Source organism: Aestuariivivens sediminis (assembly GCF_022662105.1).
Classification (GTDB): Bacteria; Bacteroidota; Bacteroidia; order Flavobacteriales; family Flavobacteriaceae; genus Aestuariivivens; species Aestuariivivens sediminis.
Map to the genome: position 1 here is coordinate 11,750 of NZ_JAKMCP010000003.1, position 16,299 is coordinate 28,048.

Below are 16,299 nucleotides of genomic sequence, written 5' to 3' on the forward strand. Positions count from 1 at the left end.
GTAATTTATATGTATAAAGCACGCAACTATTTTTTTGTTTTTTTAAATAATTATTCAGGGTACTCAATACGTAAATGATATATGTTTGCCAGTTTGTGTTTTAACACTTTTTTTATGGATTCAATTTCTTTAAATGTAATATTGGCATTTAAGAACTGGTCTTCTTCGATTTGTTTATTAATAATATTTTCAACAAAAGCATCAATTTTAGTCGAAGTGGGTTCTTTTAAACTTTTGGAAGCGGCCTCCACACTGTCGCACATCATTAATATGGCCGTTTCTTTACTAAATGGCTTAGGTCCTGGATAACTGTAGTCGCCTTTATCTACAATGACGTCCTGCAATTCCTTTTCCTTCATATAAAAATAATAGACCATGCTTGTCCCATGATGTGTCCTAATAAAATCAATCACCCGATCCGGTAAATTATTTCTTCTGGCAATCTCAATCCCATTGATAACATGTTCAATGATAATTTTTGAACTTTCCCTTGCCGAAAGTTCATCATGAGGATTAATTCCGGTGGATTGATTTTCAGTAAAATAGGTAGGATTCTTCATTTTGCCGATGTCATGGTATAACGCCCCTACTCTTATGAGCATCGCATTCGCTCCCACCTCATTGGCACAAGCCTCTGCAAGATTGGCCACATTTAGGGAATGATGAAACGTTCCAGGGGCCTTGTTCGACAATTCCTTGAGTAATTTCGTGTTGGTGTCCGATAATTCCAAAAGAGATACATCGGATACCAAACCAAAAATCTTTTCATAAGCGTAAATCAGAGGCTGAACAAATAAGGTTGCCAATCCACACAGGATAAACCAGACAAAGGTTTCTATGTTAATGGTGTCGATAGTGCCTTCATGGATAACAAAAAACGCAAAATATGCCACTATATATACCAAGGTTATCTGTCCGACAGAAATAAAAAGATTCGCCCGCTTATAAAGTTCTGAAACCGTAAGAATGGTAACGATTCCCGCTAAAATCTGAAGGAACATATATTCATAGCTGTTGGGAACAATAAATCCCAATAACAAAACCGTAATAACATGAGCGAATAAGCCCAGCCGCGCATCGAAGAACGCTTTGAATACCAGGGGAAGAATACATATGGGGACCACATAAATGTATTTCGAGCTATAATTAACAACTAGCGTGGTTAATAAAACAATTAAATATATATTGAAGAAAATAAAAGTAACCTTAGTATTATCATCAAAAACGGGTCGTCTGTATTTTCGCAAAAACAGTAATAACATCAACAAGGCCAATGCAACTAATAAGGTGTAGGCAAATAAAATCCAGTTGTAATTGGACTCGTTCCATATTTGTGACTCATATTCAGATTTTATGGAATTGAGCAGTTTGTATTTATTCCCTTCAACGATTTCACCCTTCGATATAATTAATGTCCCCCGTTCAACACTTCCTCTGGAATAGGAAATATTCTCAAATTCGTCTTCCAAAGCCTTATCCGTAAACGATTTATCGAAGGTCAGGTTAGGTTCAATTAGATCAAAAAAGAGAGACACAAAATAACTTTGATAAGCCTCAAGACGTTTAGCCGTTAAACTATTACTAATTACTTGTGATACCGCATTAGGCCGTATTAAATTTGAAAAAACGGTCTTTTCATAAATGGTGCGATCCTTAAGAATAATCACCTGCTTGTCATTGGGAAAATCATAAGCCTCATCCAGAATACCATAGGCATATAACTTATCTAAAATATCTTTACCGGCTTCGTGTAATTGATTTCGATCTGAACGCGGAATGGTATCCGAAAATACTTTACTGAACTCGGTTTTATACAATTCCTTAACCTTATTTGCCACAAGGCTGTCTAAATTGAAATACAAAAAAGCATTTTGGGAAATTTCTTCTTTTTCCTCATTAATTTCTTCCGGGGATTTTATAATTGCAAAATCAAAAGGGGCATAATAGTTTTCAGACTGCCAGGGTTTTCCTTTTTCAAAATTATATTTAAATTTCCCGCTTATTGGAAACAAATACACAATTAAAAATGTGGTAGTGATATAAAGAAGCCCTTTATAAATTAAGGAATGGTTTCTGTAAAGTTTGTTTATCAAATCTTTCATCCGCATACGTTTATATCTTTATCATGATAAGAGGTAACCTTTCAGCATGATATACAGAAGAAATGATTGTTTTATTCATAATAGTTTCATCAAAAGAATTCAGGTTTTCCAAAAGTAATAAATTTATAAGCGCAGTTGGACTTTTAATATAGCTATAAGGTTTAATTTAATCGTAAAAAAATCATTATTTTCGCAAGTAAATAATCTTATCACCTTGAAATGAGTCAGGATGTAGTAATTGTTTCGGCAGTGAGAACTCCAATAGGGAGCTTTCTTGGGGCTTTATCTTCGGTTCCCGCGCCCAAATTAGGGGCTATAGCCATTAAGGGGGCCTTGGACAAAATAAGCCTTAACCCTAATTTGGTCGATGAGGTCATTATGGGACAAGTCGTTCAAGCGGGCTCGGGGCAAGCACCGGCAAGACAGGCTGCGATAATGGCCGGTATTCCCAATACCGTTCCATGTACCACCGTAAATAAAGTTTGTGCGTCCGGTATGAAAGCAGTTATGCAGGCAGCTCAAGCGATAGCCCTTGGAGATGCGTCGGTTATAGTTGCAGGCGGAATGGAGAACATGAGTTTAATTCCGCATTACCTGTATGCTCGTACGGGTACCAAATTTGGACCAAGCTCTTTAATCGATGGCATGCAGAAGGATGGCCTGGTTGATGCATATGATCAAAATGCCATGGGGGTTTGTGCCGATGCGTGTGCATTAGAATATAAATTTTCCAGAGAACAGCAGGATGCCTATGCCATCCAATCATATAAACGTTCGAGTGAAGCCTGGAAATCCGGCAAATTTAAGAACGAAATTGTTCCGGTTGAAGTACCACAACGTCGCGGTGAGCCCATTGTTGTCGCAGAGGATGAAGAATACAGAAATGTGAAGATAGATAAAATACCTCAATTGCGCCCGGCATTTTCTAAAGAAGGTACGGTTACTGCCGCAAATGCATCAACCATTAACGATGGTGCTGGTGCCATGGTACTCATGCGTAAAAGTAAGGCCGATGAATTGGGTTTAAAACCTTTGGCAATCATTAAAGGCTATGCAGATGCCGCACAGGAACCAAAATGGTTTACGACGGCCCCTGCCAAAGCTTTACCAAAAGCATTGGATAAAGCCGGAATATCCCTGAAAGATGTTGATTTTTTTGAGTTCAATGAAGCTTTTTCGGTAGTTGGGCTTGCCAACATGAAGATCCTCGGCCTAAATGATGCAAATGTTAATGTTAATGGTGGTGCTGTTTCCCTTGGTCATCCCCTGGGATGTTCCGGAGTAAGAATTGTAATTACCTTGTTAAATATACTAGAACAAAACGATGCCAAAATTGGAGCAGCAGCCATTTGTAATGGTGGCGGCGGAGCATCGGCAATGATCATAGAACGCCTTAGTTGATGCAATACGGAATCTGTAATTTAAGCATTGTTCCCCTAAGACTGGAAGCTTCTGATAAAAGCGAACTTGTATCTCAAGTCTTATATGGGGAATTCTTTAAGGTCATTGAGTGTCGTAAATCATGGAGTAAAGTTAAATTGCATTTCGATGGTTATGAAGGCTGGATGGATAATAAACAATACCTCCCCATTAATAAGGACACCTACAGCACCCTAAAAAATGAAGACCCTGTTCTATCGGGAGATTTGGTAGAGTTTGTTCAAGATGAAAATGAGCAATTGCATCCTATTGTAATAGGGTCCACTTTAAATGGACGACATATCCTTGGGCACCGTTTTGAAGGACATTTTTTTAAGAACAAATTCCATAAAGAACATTTAGTAAACACAGCTCTTCTATATGTAAACACCCCCTATTTATGGGGAGGTAAAACACCATTTGGAATGGATTGTTCCGGCTTTACGCAAATGGTATACAAACTTAATGGTTACAAGCTGTTACGCGATGCTTCACAACAGGCCACACAGGGCGTGGCTCTTAGTTTTATTGAAGAAAGTGAACCCGGTGACCTGGCGTTTTTCGATAATCAGGAAGGCCAGATCATTCATGTTGGAATTATCATGAAGGATAATTACATTATACATGCCCATGGTAAGGTAAGGGTGGATCGATTAGATCATTCCGGTATTTTCAATGCAGACAAAAAAAATTATACGCATAAACTTAGAGTGATAAAAAAGATCATATAACAAAACCGCTTGAATCTTGTGAGGGAGCCTCAGTGAAACAAGCGGTCTTATAGGTCTAAGATAATATAGAAACGATTTTATTCGGCTTCTAAACTCTCAACCTTGGTTTTTAAAATTTTGTAATTTTCGGTATCTCCGGTAACACTGTAAATATTCATTAAGGTCTTGGCAGCATTAATGTTTTTTCCATCTATTTCCAGGGCCTTCGATAAATAAGGGATGGCATCTCTATAAAGTTGCTGACGCTCTTCTTTTAATTCCTCGTACCTTTTGTCATCGGCTTTGGAGGTGCCCAAACCATTCATTTCTTCAATTAGTGGTTCTTCCCTGCTCAACACAAGGGCTGCCAGATTAATATAAGCATTTACGTAATTTGGATCCAGTTCAATGGCCTTCTTGTAATATTTTTGCGCGGATGCAATATCATCAGACTCCGAAGAAATCACGCCCAGGTTGTATTGCAATTCCGGATTTTTTGGATCCATAACAGTCGCTTTCTCCAAAAGACTTTTAAATTTTTCCACATTACCCATTTTATAGTGCACATTGGCTTCGCTAAGGATCAAATTAATATCATCCGGACTTTCTGCTCTGGCATCCTGCATAGCGGCCAGGGCTTTTTCATCACTCCCCTGATTAACATAAATAAGGGCCACATTTTTAACGATCTCTGCTTTTTTAGATTCGGTCTTACGCTCACCCGGATTTTCGTGACTACCGGCTTTCACATATAAATCTCGCGTATTTTTATCTAAAATTTCTTCTTCACCGGTTTCTTTATTCGTCGCGAAATACTCTGTGGAAACACCGGTATACCCCAGGTCTTTTAATTCTTCATACAACTTTAAAGCCCGATCGAAATCCTGCACATTCACAGAGGTTGCGGCTGCGTAGTAAAGAAATAAGGTGTCCTTGGGAGAGGTTCTATAGGCATGCTCAAAATAATTGGAAGCTCCTTTAAAATCGTTGGCCTCATAAGCTTTGTTCCCTTTGGTTAAAATATCATTTGTCATTTTTTGCTTAATCTCGGCAATTTCAGAACCATATTCATCTCCGGCCATATTAAAATTTTCTATGGCTTGATCGATATCCTGAATTGAACCAGCACCTCCGGCATATAGGGCTTGACCCAAAAGGAAATGGTATTTGGCCTTGTTATCTTCATCCATATCGGACATCATTGTCTTGGCTTCATTTAAAGCAGCTTTGGCTTCAGCATAATTATTGGATTTAATAGCTTTTTCAGCGTTTCTCAATTCTTTCTTTTGAGCAAACGTGAATACACTCATGGAAAATGCTAAAGCAATAATAATTTGTTTTCTCATTTTTAACTAATATTAGGATTTTATTGTTCTAGATTATTATCGTCCTGATCCATATCAAGAGTTGTGCCATCTTCTAAACCATCAGTCGGATTAATAGTTTCAGTATCTGCGACTTCATCTTCATCGTGTCTTACCTTGGCAACGGCAGCAATCGAGTCCCCATTTCTCAGATTTATCAGTTTAACGCCCTGAGTGGCCCGTCCCATCACCCTTAAATCTTCAACGGCCATGCGGATGGCTATACCGGATTTGTTTATAATCATTAAATCGTCTTCATCAGTGACATTCTTTATGGCTACTAAATTACCGGTTTTTTCTGTAATAGAAATGGTTTTCACCCCTTTTCCGCCTCTATTGGTGATTCTGTAATCCTCCAGATCGGAACGTTTACCATAACCGTTTTCGGATACGACTAATATATTACTTTCCATATCATCAACAGCAATCATTCCAATCACCTCATCGTTCTCACCGGCCAAAGTAATGCCTCTCACCCCTGATGCGTTACGGCCCATAGGTCGGGTTTTAGCTTCCTCAAAACGAATGGCTTTCCCCGATTTTAATGCTAACATAACCTGACTGTTACCCGTTGTGAGTTTGGCTTCCAGTAATTCATCATCCTCCCGAATGGTGATTGCATTGATACCATTGGTACGCGGACGGGAATATTGCTCCAAAGACGTTTTTTTCACTTGCCCGTTTTTTGTGGCCATGATCACATAATGACTGTTAATATAGTCTTCATCTTTCAGGTCTTGTGTACAAATAAAGGCCATAACCTTATCATCCTGCTCAATATTTATGAGATTTTGAATAGCACGTCCTTTGGATGTTTTACTTCCTTCGGGTATTTCATAAACCCGCATCCAGAAACATTTTCCCTTCTGGGTAAAGAACAACATGTACTGGTGATTAGTACCGACAAATAAATGCTCCAAAAAGTCTTCATTACGTGTTGTTGAGGCCTTCTGCCCCACACCACCTCTGTTTTGGGTTCTATATTCCGTAAGCGAGGTCCGCTTAATATAACCGGCATGGGAAATCGTGATGACTACTTTTTCATCGGGAATCATATCTTCAATGCTCAGGTCACCCCCGGCATATTCTATGACGGATCGTCGTTCATCACCGTATTTATCCTTAACCTGAAGCAGTTCGTCTTTAATGATATCCATACGACGCTCTTTTTTATCCAGGATATCTTTTAAATCATCTATTGTTTTTAATAATTCATCGTATTCTGAACGTAACTTATCTTGCTCTAAACCAGTAAGCTGACGCAATCTCATTTCAACAATAGCTTTAGATTGTATTTCAGTCAGTTTAAAGCGTTCCATAAGCTTTTCCCGAGCTTCGTCTGCATTGGATGAGGCGCGAATTAAGGCAATCACCTCATCAATATTATCCGAAGCAATTATGAGTCCTTCCAAAATATGAGCACGCTCTTCTGCTTTACGCAACTCATATTGGGTCCGTCTAACCACCACCTCATGTCTGTGTTCTACAAAATAATGAATCAGGTCCTTGAGATTTAATAATTGCGGACGTCCCTTTACCAGGGCGATATTATTGACACTAAACGAAGATTGAAGGGCGGTATACTTATACAGTTTATTTAAAACAATGTTTGGAATGGCATCGCGCTTTAAGACATATACAATGCGCATCCCCTTTCTATCCGATTCATCGCGGATGGTTGAAATCCCTTCCAGCTTTTTTTCGTTCACCAAATCGGCAGTTTTTTTAATCATATCTGCCTTGTTGATTTGATACGGAATTTCAGTGACAATGATGCATTCTTTACCGTTAATTTCTTCTATATTGGCCTTCCCCCGAAGCACAATTCTGCCTCGACCGGTTTGAAAGGCCTCTTTGACACCATCATACCCGTAAATGGTTCCCCCGGTAGGGAAATCCGGTGCCTTAACGTATTTAATAAGCTCGTCAACTTCAATTTTAGGATTTTCAATATAGGCTACCGTACCATCAACAATTTCAGACAGGTTGTGAGGCGGCATATTGGTAGCCATACCAACCGCAATACCTGATGCACCATTAACCAATAAACCCGGAATACGCGTAGGTAAAACCGTGGGTTCCTGTAAGGTGTCGTCAAAGTTTAATTTGTGGTCTACCGTCTCCTTATCAATATCGGCCAACATATCTTCAGATATCTTACGCATACGCGCCTCGGTATAACGCATTGCCGCAGGGCTATCACCATCAACAGAACCAAAGTTCCCCTGCCCGTCCACCAGCATATATCTCAAGCTCCATTCCTGGGCCATACGTACCATAGCGTCGTAAACAGAGGTGTCGCCATGGGGATGGTATTTACCTAAAACCTCACCAACTATTCTTGCGGATTTTTTATGTGCCGTATTCGCCCGTACTCCTAATTCGTACATCCCGTAAAGCACCCGTCGGTGTACCGGTTTTAAGCCATCTCTAACATCGGGTAGCGCACGTGACACAATGACGGACATTGAATAATCAATGTATGCCGACTTCATTTCATCCTCAATATTAATAGGGATCAATTTTTCTCCTTCTGCCATATTTTATTTAGTTAAATTTTTCGATTTTTCAAAACATGCTAATATAAGTATTTCATTAGTTACAGTAGGCCTTTGAAGCGTATTTTTTAGTGGTTTTTATTAACAATTTAGGCGGCTTTTTTAGTTAATAAGTAAATCCCAAAAAGTTTTGATTTTATAAAGAATTTTTCGTCAATTAGCAATTTAAGGTACAGTTTTTGACTTTAATTAAGTATTATTAGTATTTTTAATGCAGAAAGGAGACCATTATGGATGATAATTTCTCACCGAGAGTAAAAGATGTAATCGCTTACAGTAAAGAAGAAGCCTTAAGATTGGGGCATGATTTTATTGGTACTGAACACTTAATGCTTGGTCTTTTGAGAGATGGTAATGGTAAGGCCATAAATATACTTAATGCCCTGAATATAGACTTGGACCATTTGAGGCGCAAAGTAGAGATCTTAAGTCCGGCGAACCCAAATGTTTCCTCGGCTTCCAATGAAAAAAAGAACCTTCATTTAACAAGGCAGGCTGAACGCGCTTTAAAAACGACCTTTCTTGAAGCAAAACTGTTCCAAAGTACATCCATAAATACGGCACACTTGCTATTGTGCATACTCAGAAATGAAAATGACCCCACTACCAAACTTTTAAATAAATTGAAAGTTGATTATGACAACGTTAAAGAACAATTTAAGCTTATGATAACAAATGACAGTGACTATATAGAACCTAAATCAGAATCTTTTCAAGATGATGATACAAGTACCGGTGATGAATCCTCAAAGGAGAATATTTTTAATTCGCCAGCGAGTAAGTCTAATAAGAAGTCTAAAACACCTGTTCTCGATAATTTTGGACGGGATTTAACGGTATTAGCCGAAGAAGGTAAATTGGACCCTGTTGTTGGTCGAGAAAAAGAAATAGAACGCGTCTCACAAATCTTAAGCAGGCGCAAAAAGAATAATCCCCTGCTCATTGGAGAACCCGGTGTTGGAAAATCGGCTATTGCCGAGGGATTGGCCTTGAGAATTACCAAACGAAAAGTATCTCGTATTCTGTTTAACAAACGCGTGGTCACCTTAGACCTGGCAAGTCTCGTTGCCGGCACCAAATACCGCGGTCAGTTTGAAGAACGAATGAAAGCGGTGATGAATGAACTTGAAAAAAATGACGACGTCATTTTATTCATTGATGAAATCCACACGATAGTAGGTGCAGGCGGTGCTACTGGAAGTCTTGATGCCTCCAATATGTTTAAACCGGCTCTGGCTCGTGGTGAAATTCAATGCATAGGGGCGACCACATTGGATGAATACAGGCAATACATAGAAAAGGATGGGGCTTTGGAAAGACGTTTTCAAAAAGTGATTATCCAACCTACTTCTGTTGAGGAAACCATTGAAATCCTCAACAATATTAAGGGTAGGTATGAAGAGCATCACAATGTTGATTATACACAGGAAGCTATTGAAGCTTGTGTGAAGTTGACCAACCGCTACATGACAGAACGCTTTTTACCGGATAAGGCTATCGATGCTTTAGATGAAGCCGGTTCACGAGTACACATCACGAATATCGAGGTCCCCAAGCAAATTCTTGAATTGGAAAAGAAACTGGAAGAAGTTCGGGAAACTAAAAACTCGGTGGTTAGAAAACAAAAATATGAAGAAGCTGCAAAACTACGAGATGACGAAAAGCGTCTTGAAAAGGAATTAACTACGGCTCAAGAGAAATGGGAAGAAGAGACCAAGCAACACAGAGAAATTGTTACTGAGGATAATGTGGCTGATGTGGTATCAATGATGACTGGAATACCTGTTAATAGAATTGCACAAACCGAAATTAATAAGCTGGCCCAATTGCCTGAACTTATAAAAGGAAAAGTAATCGGACAAGATGAGGCAGTCGCAAAAGTGGTTAAGGCCATACAACGGAATAGAGCCGGACTTAAAGACCCTAATAAACCTATTGGATCGTTCATCTTTCTAGGACAGACCGGTGTCGGTAAAACCCAATTGGCCAAAGTGCTTTCCAGAGAATTATTCGACAGTGAGGATGCCCTAGTTCGAATTGACATGAGCGAATACATGGAAAAATTTGCCATTTCAAGATTAATCGGTGCGCCTCCAGGCTATGTCGGTTATGAAGAAGGGGGGCAATTAACCGAAAAAATACGACGTAAACCCTATGCGGTTATTTTACTGGATGAAATTGAAAAAGCCCATCCGGATGTCTTTAATATGCTATTGCAGGTTTTAGACGACGGGTATTTAACCGACAGTTTAGGTCGAAAAATTGATTTTAGAAATACCATAATTATTATGACTTCCAATATCGGAGCCAGAAAACTTAAAGATTTTGGTACAGGCATTGGTTTTGGAACCGCATCTCAAAAAGCGCAAGAAGATGCAAACGCAAGAAGCATCATTGAAAACGCCCTTAAAAAATCGTTTGCACCCGAATTTCTCAACAGGATTGACGACGTCGTGGTATTTAACTCTTTAGAAAAAGAAGATATTGATAAGATTATTGATATTGAACTTCAGAAACTCTTATCGAGAATCAGTGGTTTAGGTTATAACCTTTCAATTACAAAGCATGCCAAGGCCTATATTGCCGAAAAGGGATTCGATAAACAATATGGCGCTAGACCCTTAAAGCGTGCTATTCAAAAATATGTGGAAGACGCTTTAGCTGAAGAAATTGTGGCATCCCACCTTCAGGAAGGAGATAGTATTAAAATAGATTTGGATAAAAAATCCAATGAGTTAAGTATATCTATTGAAAAAGCGGAAAAGCCCACAGAGTCCTGAAATAACTCAAACGAATTAATCATTAAGTCCTACTTCTCATTGAACGTAGGATTTTTTTTTTGAAAATATGTAACAAAAAAATAATTTACTCATCATTAGAATAAGAATTTGTTTTAGTTGACACCAACCCAATTAAATACGGAACAGTTAATTGAACTTTGTAAATCTGGAAACCAAGGAGCTCAAATGGAAGTTTACAACAGATACTACAAGGCGATGTACAATGCTTCTTTTAGAATTGTAAAAAACAGTTTTGAAGCCGAGGATATTATGCAAGATTCCTTTTTAATGGCGTTTACCAAATTGGAGACCTTAAAGGATGCCAAAATTTTTGGATCCTGGTTAAAGCGGATTGTGATCAATAACAGTATTTATCATTATAAAAAAAATAAAAAAAATGCTCTCGTCCCTTTGGACGACAAGCTTTATAAGATGAAGGATAAGGCTGATGAATCGGAAAATGGGCATGAGATCGCCAACCTGAAAGTAAAACAGGTATTGAATTCCATGCAATCGCTAAAGGCTAATTACAGAATTGCATTAACCTTAAATCTCATTGAAGGTTACGATTATGAAGAAATTAGCGAAATAATGAATATATCATATGCCAATTGCAGAACGATAATTTCGCGGGCCAAAGAAAGCTTGCGACAAAACCTAAAAGCAACTGTAGAATATTAAATGAACCATTATGAGTAATATGAATTTGGAACATATGTTTAAAAGATTGGAGCATGAATTTGATATTGAAAACCCCGAATTAGGTCATGAATGGCGATTTCTAAACAAACTGAATGCACAGGACAACAAATCGACCTTCCAATTAAACCATGCTAAAAAACATCAATGGAAATCGTATTTAGCCATAGCCGCTTCGGTTTTGATTTTAATGGCCTTAGGTTTCTATTTAACACCTCATTCTGAAAGTGGTGATTTGGCGGATGTATCCCCTAAAATGGCTGAGACCCAAGCATTTTTTATGACAACCATAAATGAAGAAATCAATACGATCAAAGAAGAACAGGCGCCCGAAGTTCAAAACTTAATACAGGATGCTTTACATCAAATTACAATTTTAGAAGAAGATTACCAACAATTAAAAACAGATTTAGTTGAAAGTGGTGATGACCATCGTGTCATCTATGCCATGATTTCGAATTTTCAAAATCGATTGGACATTTTAAAACAGACCTTACAACAAATTGAAACTGTAAAGGCATTAAATTCCTCCCCGGCAAAACCTAATGAATCATATATATAACCCTAACATATTTCAACAATTAAAAAAAAGAACAGATGAAACGCGTACTACCATTAAAAACCTTTGTAACATGTTTAATGTTACCATTGTTTATTTCTGCTGCAACAGAAATAAATTACAAACACACCAAATCAAAGACCATAAACAAGGAGTTTTCGGTGCATTCCGATGCCACCCTAAAAGTGAACAACAGCTACGGTAATTTAGATATCGTGACATGGAACAATAATAAAATTGTATTTGAAATAACCATTACAACCTCCGGAAATAATGAAGAAAAGGTCATTGAAAAATTAAACCAAATCGATGTTATATTTTCTGCCACAAAAGACCTGGTATCCGCAGAAACAACATTCAACAAGAAAGGATCGAAGTCCTGGTGGAATTGGGGTAAGACTAATAAAGTTAATATGAAAATCAATTATGTCGTTAAAATACCATTCACCAACCAAGTGGATTTACAAAATGATTATGGCAATATCAACCTGGAGAAATTGGAAGGTAAAGCCAAAATTAATTGTGATTATGGTAAAATAACCACCAAGGAATTAATGGCTGATGGCAATGTTTTAAAATTTGATTATAGCAATGGCTGTTATTTTGATTATATAAAAAGTGGCCATGTAAATGCCGATTATAGTGAATTCACCATTTCAAAAGCACAGAATATCGACGTTAAAGCAGACTATACCAATTCAAAAATTGAAGTTGCTGAAGCGGTCACCTTTAACTGCGATTACGGCAATATAAAAATTGACCGTGTCAATAATGTGACCGGTCAGGGCGATTATCTTACCATGATAATAGGCGATGTGTATAAAACGATTTCTCTAAGTTCCGATTATGGGGCCATTAAAATTAATAGAATGAACGACAATGCCGGAAATGTAACCATAAAATCAGATTATACCGGAATAGACTTGGGATACGCCCCAAATTATAATTTTAAGTTTAATTTGAACCTGGACTATGCTCATTTAAAAAAGGAGGAAGACCTGACCATAACCAAAGAAATTAAAAATGCCGTTAACTTGAAATATGAAGGGTATTACAACAGTGCATCCTCAGACAATACCGTTACTATCGATTCGGACTATGGCCATGTAAAGCTATTTAAAAACGAATAACATCATCAAACAACGAACCGTAAAGAACCACTCAATTTGGGTGGTTTTTTTGTGTGCTGATGGGCCCCCTGGGGACTTTAAACAATAAGAATATCCCGATCAAAAAGAATATTACCAAAAACAAAATCGCATTTCGCATGCTACCGGTAAACTGGTCTATGGCGCCATAGATAATCATTCCTATAACAATACCAATTTTCTCGGCAACATCATAAAAACTAAAATAAGAGGTGGTGTCTTCTGTCGGTGGTAAAAATTTGGAATAGGTGGATCTCGCCAGCGATTGTATGCCACCCATTACCAGCCCTACAATGCCGGCTGCTATATAAAAATCGGTGGGCGTAATCATAAAAAAAGCATATACACAAAGTACCATCCATATGAGATTAACACTTATAAGGGTTCTAATGTTTCCAAACTTTTCAGAGGCCTTCGAGGTTAAAATGGCACCGATTACAGCCACCAATTGAATAACCAGAATACTTACTATCAATCCTGAAGTTTTTTCCTCATTGGAGTTCCAGGCGATTTCTTCCTCACCAAAATAAACTGCGACCAACATGATGGTCTGAACGGCCATACTGAATACGAAAAAGGCGTACAAAAATCGCTTTAGTCTCAAATTTTGTTTGAGGTCTTTCCAAACGGACTGCAACTCCCTAAACCCATTCAGTAGAATAGTTTTCGTTATTTTATGTCTTTCCGAAACGCCTTTGGGTAACCAATAAAAAGTGTACTGGCTAAACAATGCCCACCATAATCCAACCGTGATAAAGGAGTATCGCATCATTTCCATCTTCGCTTCTCCGCCTTCCTGACTCATTACCATGAATAGGTTAACTATCAATAGAATGACACTGCCTATGTAGCCCATGGAAAATCCTCTCGCACTAATACGGTCCTGTTGTTCCGGAAAAGCAATATCCGGTAAATACGAATTATAATATACCAGGCTCCCCCAATAGCCTATAAGGCCCATGAAATAGAATAACAAACTGATATGGATGTGTTCTAAGCTAAACCAATATAAACCCATACAACCAGCACTACCCAGATAACAAAAAAACTTCAGAAATGTCTTTTTATTACCAATGTAATCTGCAACACCGGAGAGTATCGGGGAAATAAAGGCCACCACTAGAAACGTGAATGCCGTAACAAAAGTGATTAATGCCGTGCTTTTAAATTCAAAACCAAAAGCATGAACTTTTTTTAATTCTGAAACGAATAATGCCGAATAAAAAATGGGGAATATGGAGGATGCAATGGTTAGGGTATATACTGAATTTGCCCAATCATAAAAGGCCCATGCATTTAGAAGTTTTTTACTTCCTTTTTTAAGTTTTCTCATACAAGAAGCTGTCTTTGTTGACAGCTTCTAAAGTAATCAAATATTTTATTCTGGAACTAAAACTATTCCTTAAATGAGGTTACCCCAAATTTTCTGGCTTCCTCTTTGGCTCTGGGAGCCCATTTGGTCAAATTGCCAATTCGTGTTTCATTTGATGGGTGGGTACTCAAAAATTCCGGTGGTGCCTGTCCTCCGCTGTTAGCATTCATGCGTTTCCATAACTCGGCAGCCTCGTCAGGATTATACCCTGCAACAGCCATTAAATAAAGACCGATTTGGTCGGCTTCACTTTCATGGCTTCTGCTAAATGGTAACATAACACCTACGGTTGAACCTACCCCGTAAGCCTGGTTAAAGATGTTCCTGTTTTCTTCATCCTTAATTGCCACATTTCCCGCTACGGCTCCAATTTGTTGGAGCATCCCCGCGCTCATACGCTGTTGACCGTGATTGGCCAAAGCATGGGCAACTTCATGACCCATTATGGCAGCAACACCCGTTTCACTTTCAGCAATAGGTAAAATTCCGGTATAGAATACGATCTTACCACCCGGCATGCACCAGGCATTAACGGTTTTATCGTCCACCAGATGATATTCCCATTTATAGTCCTTTAAATACCCTTGATGACCATTGGCATCCAGCCAGCGTTCTGCGGCAACCGAAATACGCTTCCCTACCCGCGTTATCATGGCCGCATCTTTAGTCCCTTCTACGACTTTGTTCTCACTTAAAAATTGGTTGTACTGGGCAAAGGATGTTGGAAATAACTGAGAATTTGGCACCAGGGCCATCGTTTTTTTACCTGTAAACGGATTGGTGGCACAGGCCACAACAAGAATAACCGCACTAATTATCAAAAAGGTTCTTTTTATTCGCATAGTATCAATTTTATTACCGGTTAAAAATACAAACAATCACTTAAAAATGTCCTGTGTTTACCTCATTAGTTACGAAAAAAATGATAAAATAGATGTAATCCATTTTAATATCACTGGGCTTCAATTAACTCCCAGGTGGATTTATTTATTAAATTTAACCTCAGTATTGTTAGTTAAAAAAGCGCCTTACGACTTTATATGAACAAAATTCATACCATGAAACACATATTAGTCATACTATCATTTATGGTAGTGTTTAATTGCAACTCCAATGGGCAGAAAAAAGCCGAAAAGTCTCAATTTAAAATTTCAAAAACGGAATCGGAATGGCAAAAACAGTTGTCAGAATTGGAATATTATGTCCTGAGACAGGGCGGTACAGAACGCGCATTCACCAGTGATCTTAACAAGACCTACGAAGACGGTATTTATGTGTGCAAAGCCTGTGAAACACCACTGTTCAAAAGCGAACATAAATTTGATTCGGGAACAGGATGGCCCAGTTTTGACAGGGAAATTAAAGGCAATGTCGCCTACGCCAGCAGCAATCCCAATAGTTTTTATGGTGTAGAAGAGCATTGTGCCACCTGTGGCGGACATCTGGGACATATTTTTAATGACGGCCCAAAAAACACGACGGGCAAACGCCATTGTATTAATGGAGTCGCTCTAAAATTTATACCCAAACAGGAATAATCAGGATATATTTTTTGGTATTGTAATCTCAGCTATCCTGATACTTTAAC

General features: G+C 38.4%; 12 protein-coding genes. 7 read left to right on the forward strand and 5 right to left on the reverse strand.

Annotation, left to right across the window (positions count from 1 at the left end; all coding sequences use genetic code 11):
• Positions 1-50: 50 nt before the first annotated feature.
• Positions 51-2,102 carry an HD family phosphohydrolase gene (locus MR054_RS08110; RefSeq protein WP_242157412.1) on the reverse strand — a complete coding sequence of 684 codons (2,052 nt, stop codon included), beginning with the start codon at positions 2,100-2,102 and terminating at the stop codon, positions 51-53.
• A 219-nt stretch (positions 2,103-2,321) separates the two neighbouring features.
• Here MR054_RS08110 and MR054_RS08115 point away from each other — a divergent pair, with 219 nt between their 5' ends.
• Together MR054_RS08115 and MR054_RS08120 are read left to right on the forward strand one after the other, a co-directional pair.
• A complete protein-coding gene (locus MR054_RS08115; protein WP_242157414.1) occupies positions 2,322-3,503 on the forward strand; it encodes an acetyl-CoA C-acyltransferase in 1,182 nt (393 codons plus the stop codon).
• A complete protein-coding gene (locus tag MR054_RS08120; protein ID WP_242157416.1) occupies positions 3,503-4,252 on the forward strand; it encodes a C40 family peptidase in 750 nt (249 codons plus the stop codon). The genes MR054_RS08115 and MR054_RS08120 overlap by 1 nt, the downstream gene beginning before the upstream one ends.
• Before the next feature lie 77 nt (positions 4,253-4,329).
• On the opposite strand, the gene MR054_RS08125 is transcribed toward MR054_RS08120, so the two are convergent.
• Positions 4,330-5,577, reverse strand: coding sequence for a tetratricopeptide repeat protein (locus tag MR054_RS08125; protein WP_242157417.1), 1,248 nt, complete (start codon positions 5,575-5,577; stop codon positions 4,330-4,332).
• Positions 5,578-5,597: 20 nt separating this feature from the next.
• Positions 5,598-8,135: a DNA gyrase subunit A gene (gyrA, locus tag MR054_RS08130; RefSeq protein WP_242084673.1), complete on the reverse strand. Its 2,538-nt coding sequence runs from the start codon at positions 8,133-8,135 to the stop codon at positions 5,598-5,600.
• 248 nt (positions 8,136-8,383) lie between these two features.
• Between gyrA and MR054_RS08135 the strand changes: the two genes are divergently transcribed.
• The 4 genes from MR054_RS08135 to MR054_RS08150 all read left to right on the forward strand — a co-directional run bounded on the left by MR054_RS08135 (position 8,384) and on the right by MR054_RS08150 (position 13,321).
• On the forward strand, positions 8,384-10,933 hold the full coding sequence (locus tag MR054_RS08135; protein ID WP_242157418.1) for an ATP-dependent Clp protease ATP-binding subunit: 2,550 nt from the start codon (positions 8,384-8,386) through the stop codon (positions 10,931-10,933).
• 117 nt (positions 10,934-11,050) lie between these two features.
• The gene (locus MR054_RS08140) at positions 11,051-11,614 is read left to right on the forward strand and encodes an RNA polymerase sigma factor (protein WP_242084677.1); all 564 of its coding nucleotides are present in this window, start codon (positions 11,051-11,053) and stop codon (positions 11,612-11,614) included.
• Between the two features lie 10 nt (positions 11,615-11,624).
• Positions 11,625-12,194 (forward strand): hypothetical protein, encoded by a 570-nt coding sequence (locus MR054_RS08145; RefSeq protein WP_242157419.1) that lies wholly within the window; start codon positions 11,625-11,627, stop codon positions 12,192-12,194.
• 35 nt (positions 12,195-12,229) lie between these two features.
• On the forward strand, positions 12,230-13,321 hold the full coding sequence (locus MR054_RS08150; RefSeq protein ID WP_242157420.1) for a hypothetical protein: 1,092 nt from the start codon (positions 12,230-12,232) through the stop codon (positions 13,319-13,321).
• Between the two features lie 31 nt (positions 13,322-13,352).
• Here MR054_RS08150 and MR054_RS08155 read toward each other — a convergent pair whose 3' ends face one another.
• Together MR054_RS08155 and MR054_RS08160 are read right to left on the reverse strand one after the other, a co-directional pair.
• On the reverse strand, positions 13,353-14,672 hold the full coding sequence (locus MR054_RS08155; RefSeq protein WP_242157421.1) for an MFS transporter: 1,320 nt from the start codon (positions 14,670-14,672) through the stop codon (positions 13,353-13,355).
• A 62-nt stretch (positions 14,673-14,734) separates the two neighbouring features.
• Positions 14,735-15,553, reverse strand: coding sequence for a M48 family metallopeptidase (locus MR054_RS08160; protein WP_242157423.1), 819 nt, complete (start codon positions 15,551-15,553; stop codon positions 14,735-14,737).
• 216 nt (positions 15,554-15,769) lie between these two features.
• On the opposite strand from MR054_RS08160, the gene msrB reads away from it, so the two are divergent.
• Positions 15,770-16,249, forward strand: coding sequence for a peptide-methionine (R)-S-oxide reductase MsrB (gene msrB / locus MR054_RS08165; protein ID WP_242157424.1), 480 nt, complete (start codon positions 15,770-15,772; stop codon positions 16,247-16,249).
• The last annotated feature ends 50 nt before the right edge of the window (positions 16,250-16,299 follow it).

Coding starts and splice junctions, on each gene's coding strand:
- MR054_RS08110 (WP_242157412.1), bottom strand. CDS start 2,102: ATGAAAGATTTGATAAACAAACTTTACAGAAACCATTCCTTAATTTAT.
- MR054_RS08115 (WP_242157414.1), top strand. CDS start 2,322: ATGAGTCAGGATGTAGTAATTGTTTCGGCAGTGAGAACTCCAATAGGG.
- MR054_RS08120 (WP_242157416.1), top strand. CDS start 3,503: ATGCAATACGGAATCTGTAATTTAAGCATTGTTCCCCTAAGACTGGAA.
- MR054_RS08125 (WP_242157417.1), bottom strand. CDS start 5,577: ATGAGAAAACAAATTATTATTGCTTTAGCATTTTCCATGAGTGTATTC.
- gyrA (WP_242084673.1), bottom strand. CDS start 8,135: ATGGCAGAAGGAGAAAAATTGATCCCTATTAATATTGAGGATGAAATG.
- MR054_RS08135 (WP_242157418.1), top strand. CDS start 8,384: ATGGATGATAATTTCTCACCGAGAGTAAAAGATGTAATCGCTTACAGT.
- MR054_RS08145 (WP_242157419.1), top strand. CDS start 11,625: ATGAGTAATATGAATTTGGAACATATGTTTAAAAGATTGGAGCATGAA.
- MR054_RS08150 (WP_242157420.1), top strand. CDS start 12,230: ATGAAACGCGTACTACCATTAAAAACCTTTGTAACATGTTTAATGTTA.
- MR054_RS08155 (WP_242157421.1), bottom strand. CDS start 14,672: ATGAGAAAACTTAAAAAAGGAAGTAAAAAACTTCTAAATGCATGGGCC.
- MR054_RS08160 (WP_242157423.1), bottom strand. CDS start 15,553: ATGCGAATAAAAAGAACCTTTTTGATAATTAGTGCGGTTATTCTTGTT.
- msrB (WP_242157424.1), top strand. CDS start 15,770: ATGAAACACATATTAGTCATACTATCATTTATGGTAGTGTTTAATTGC.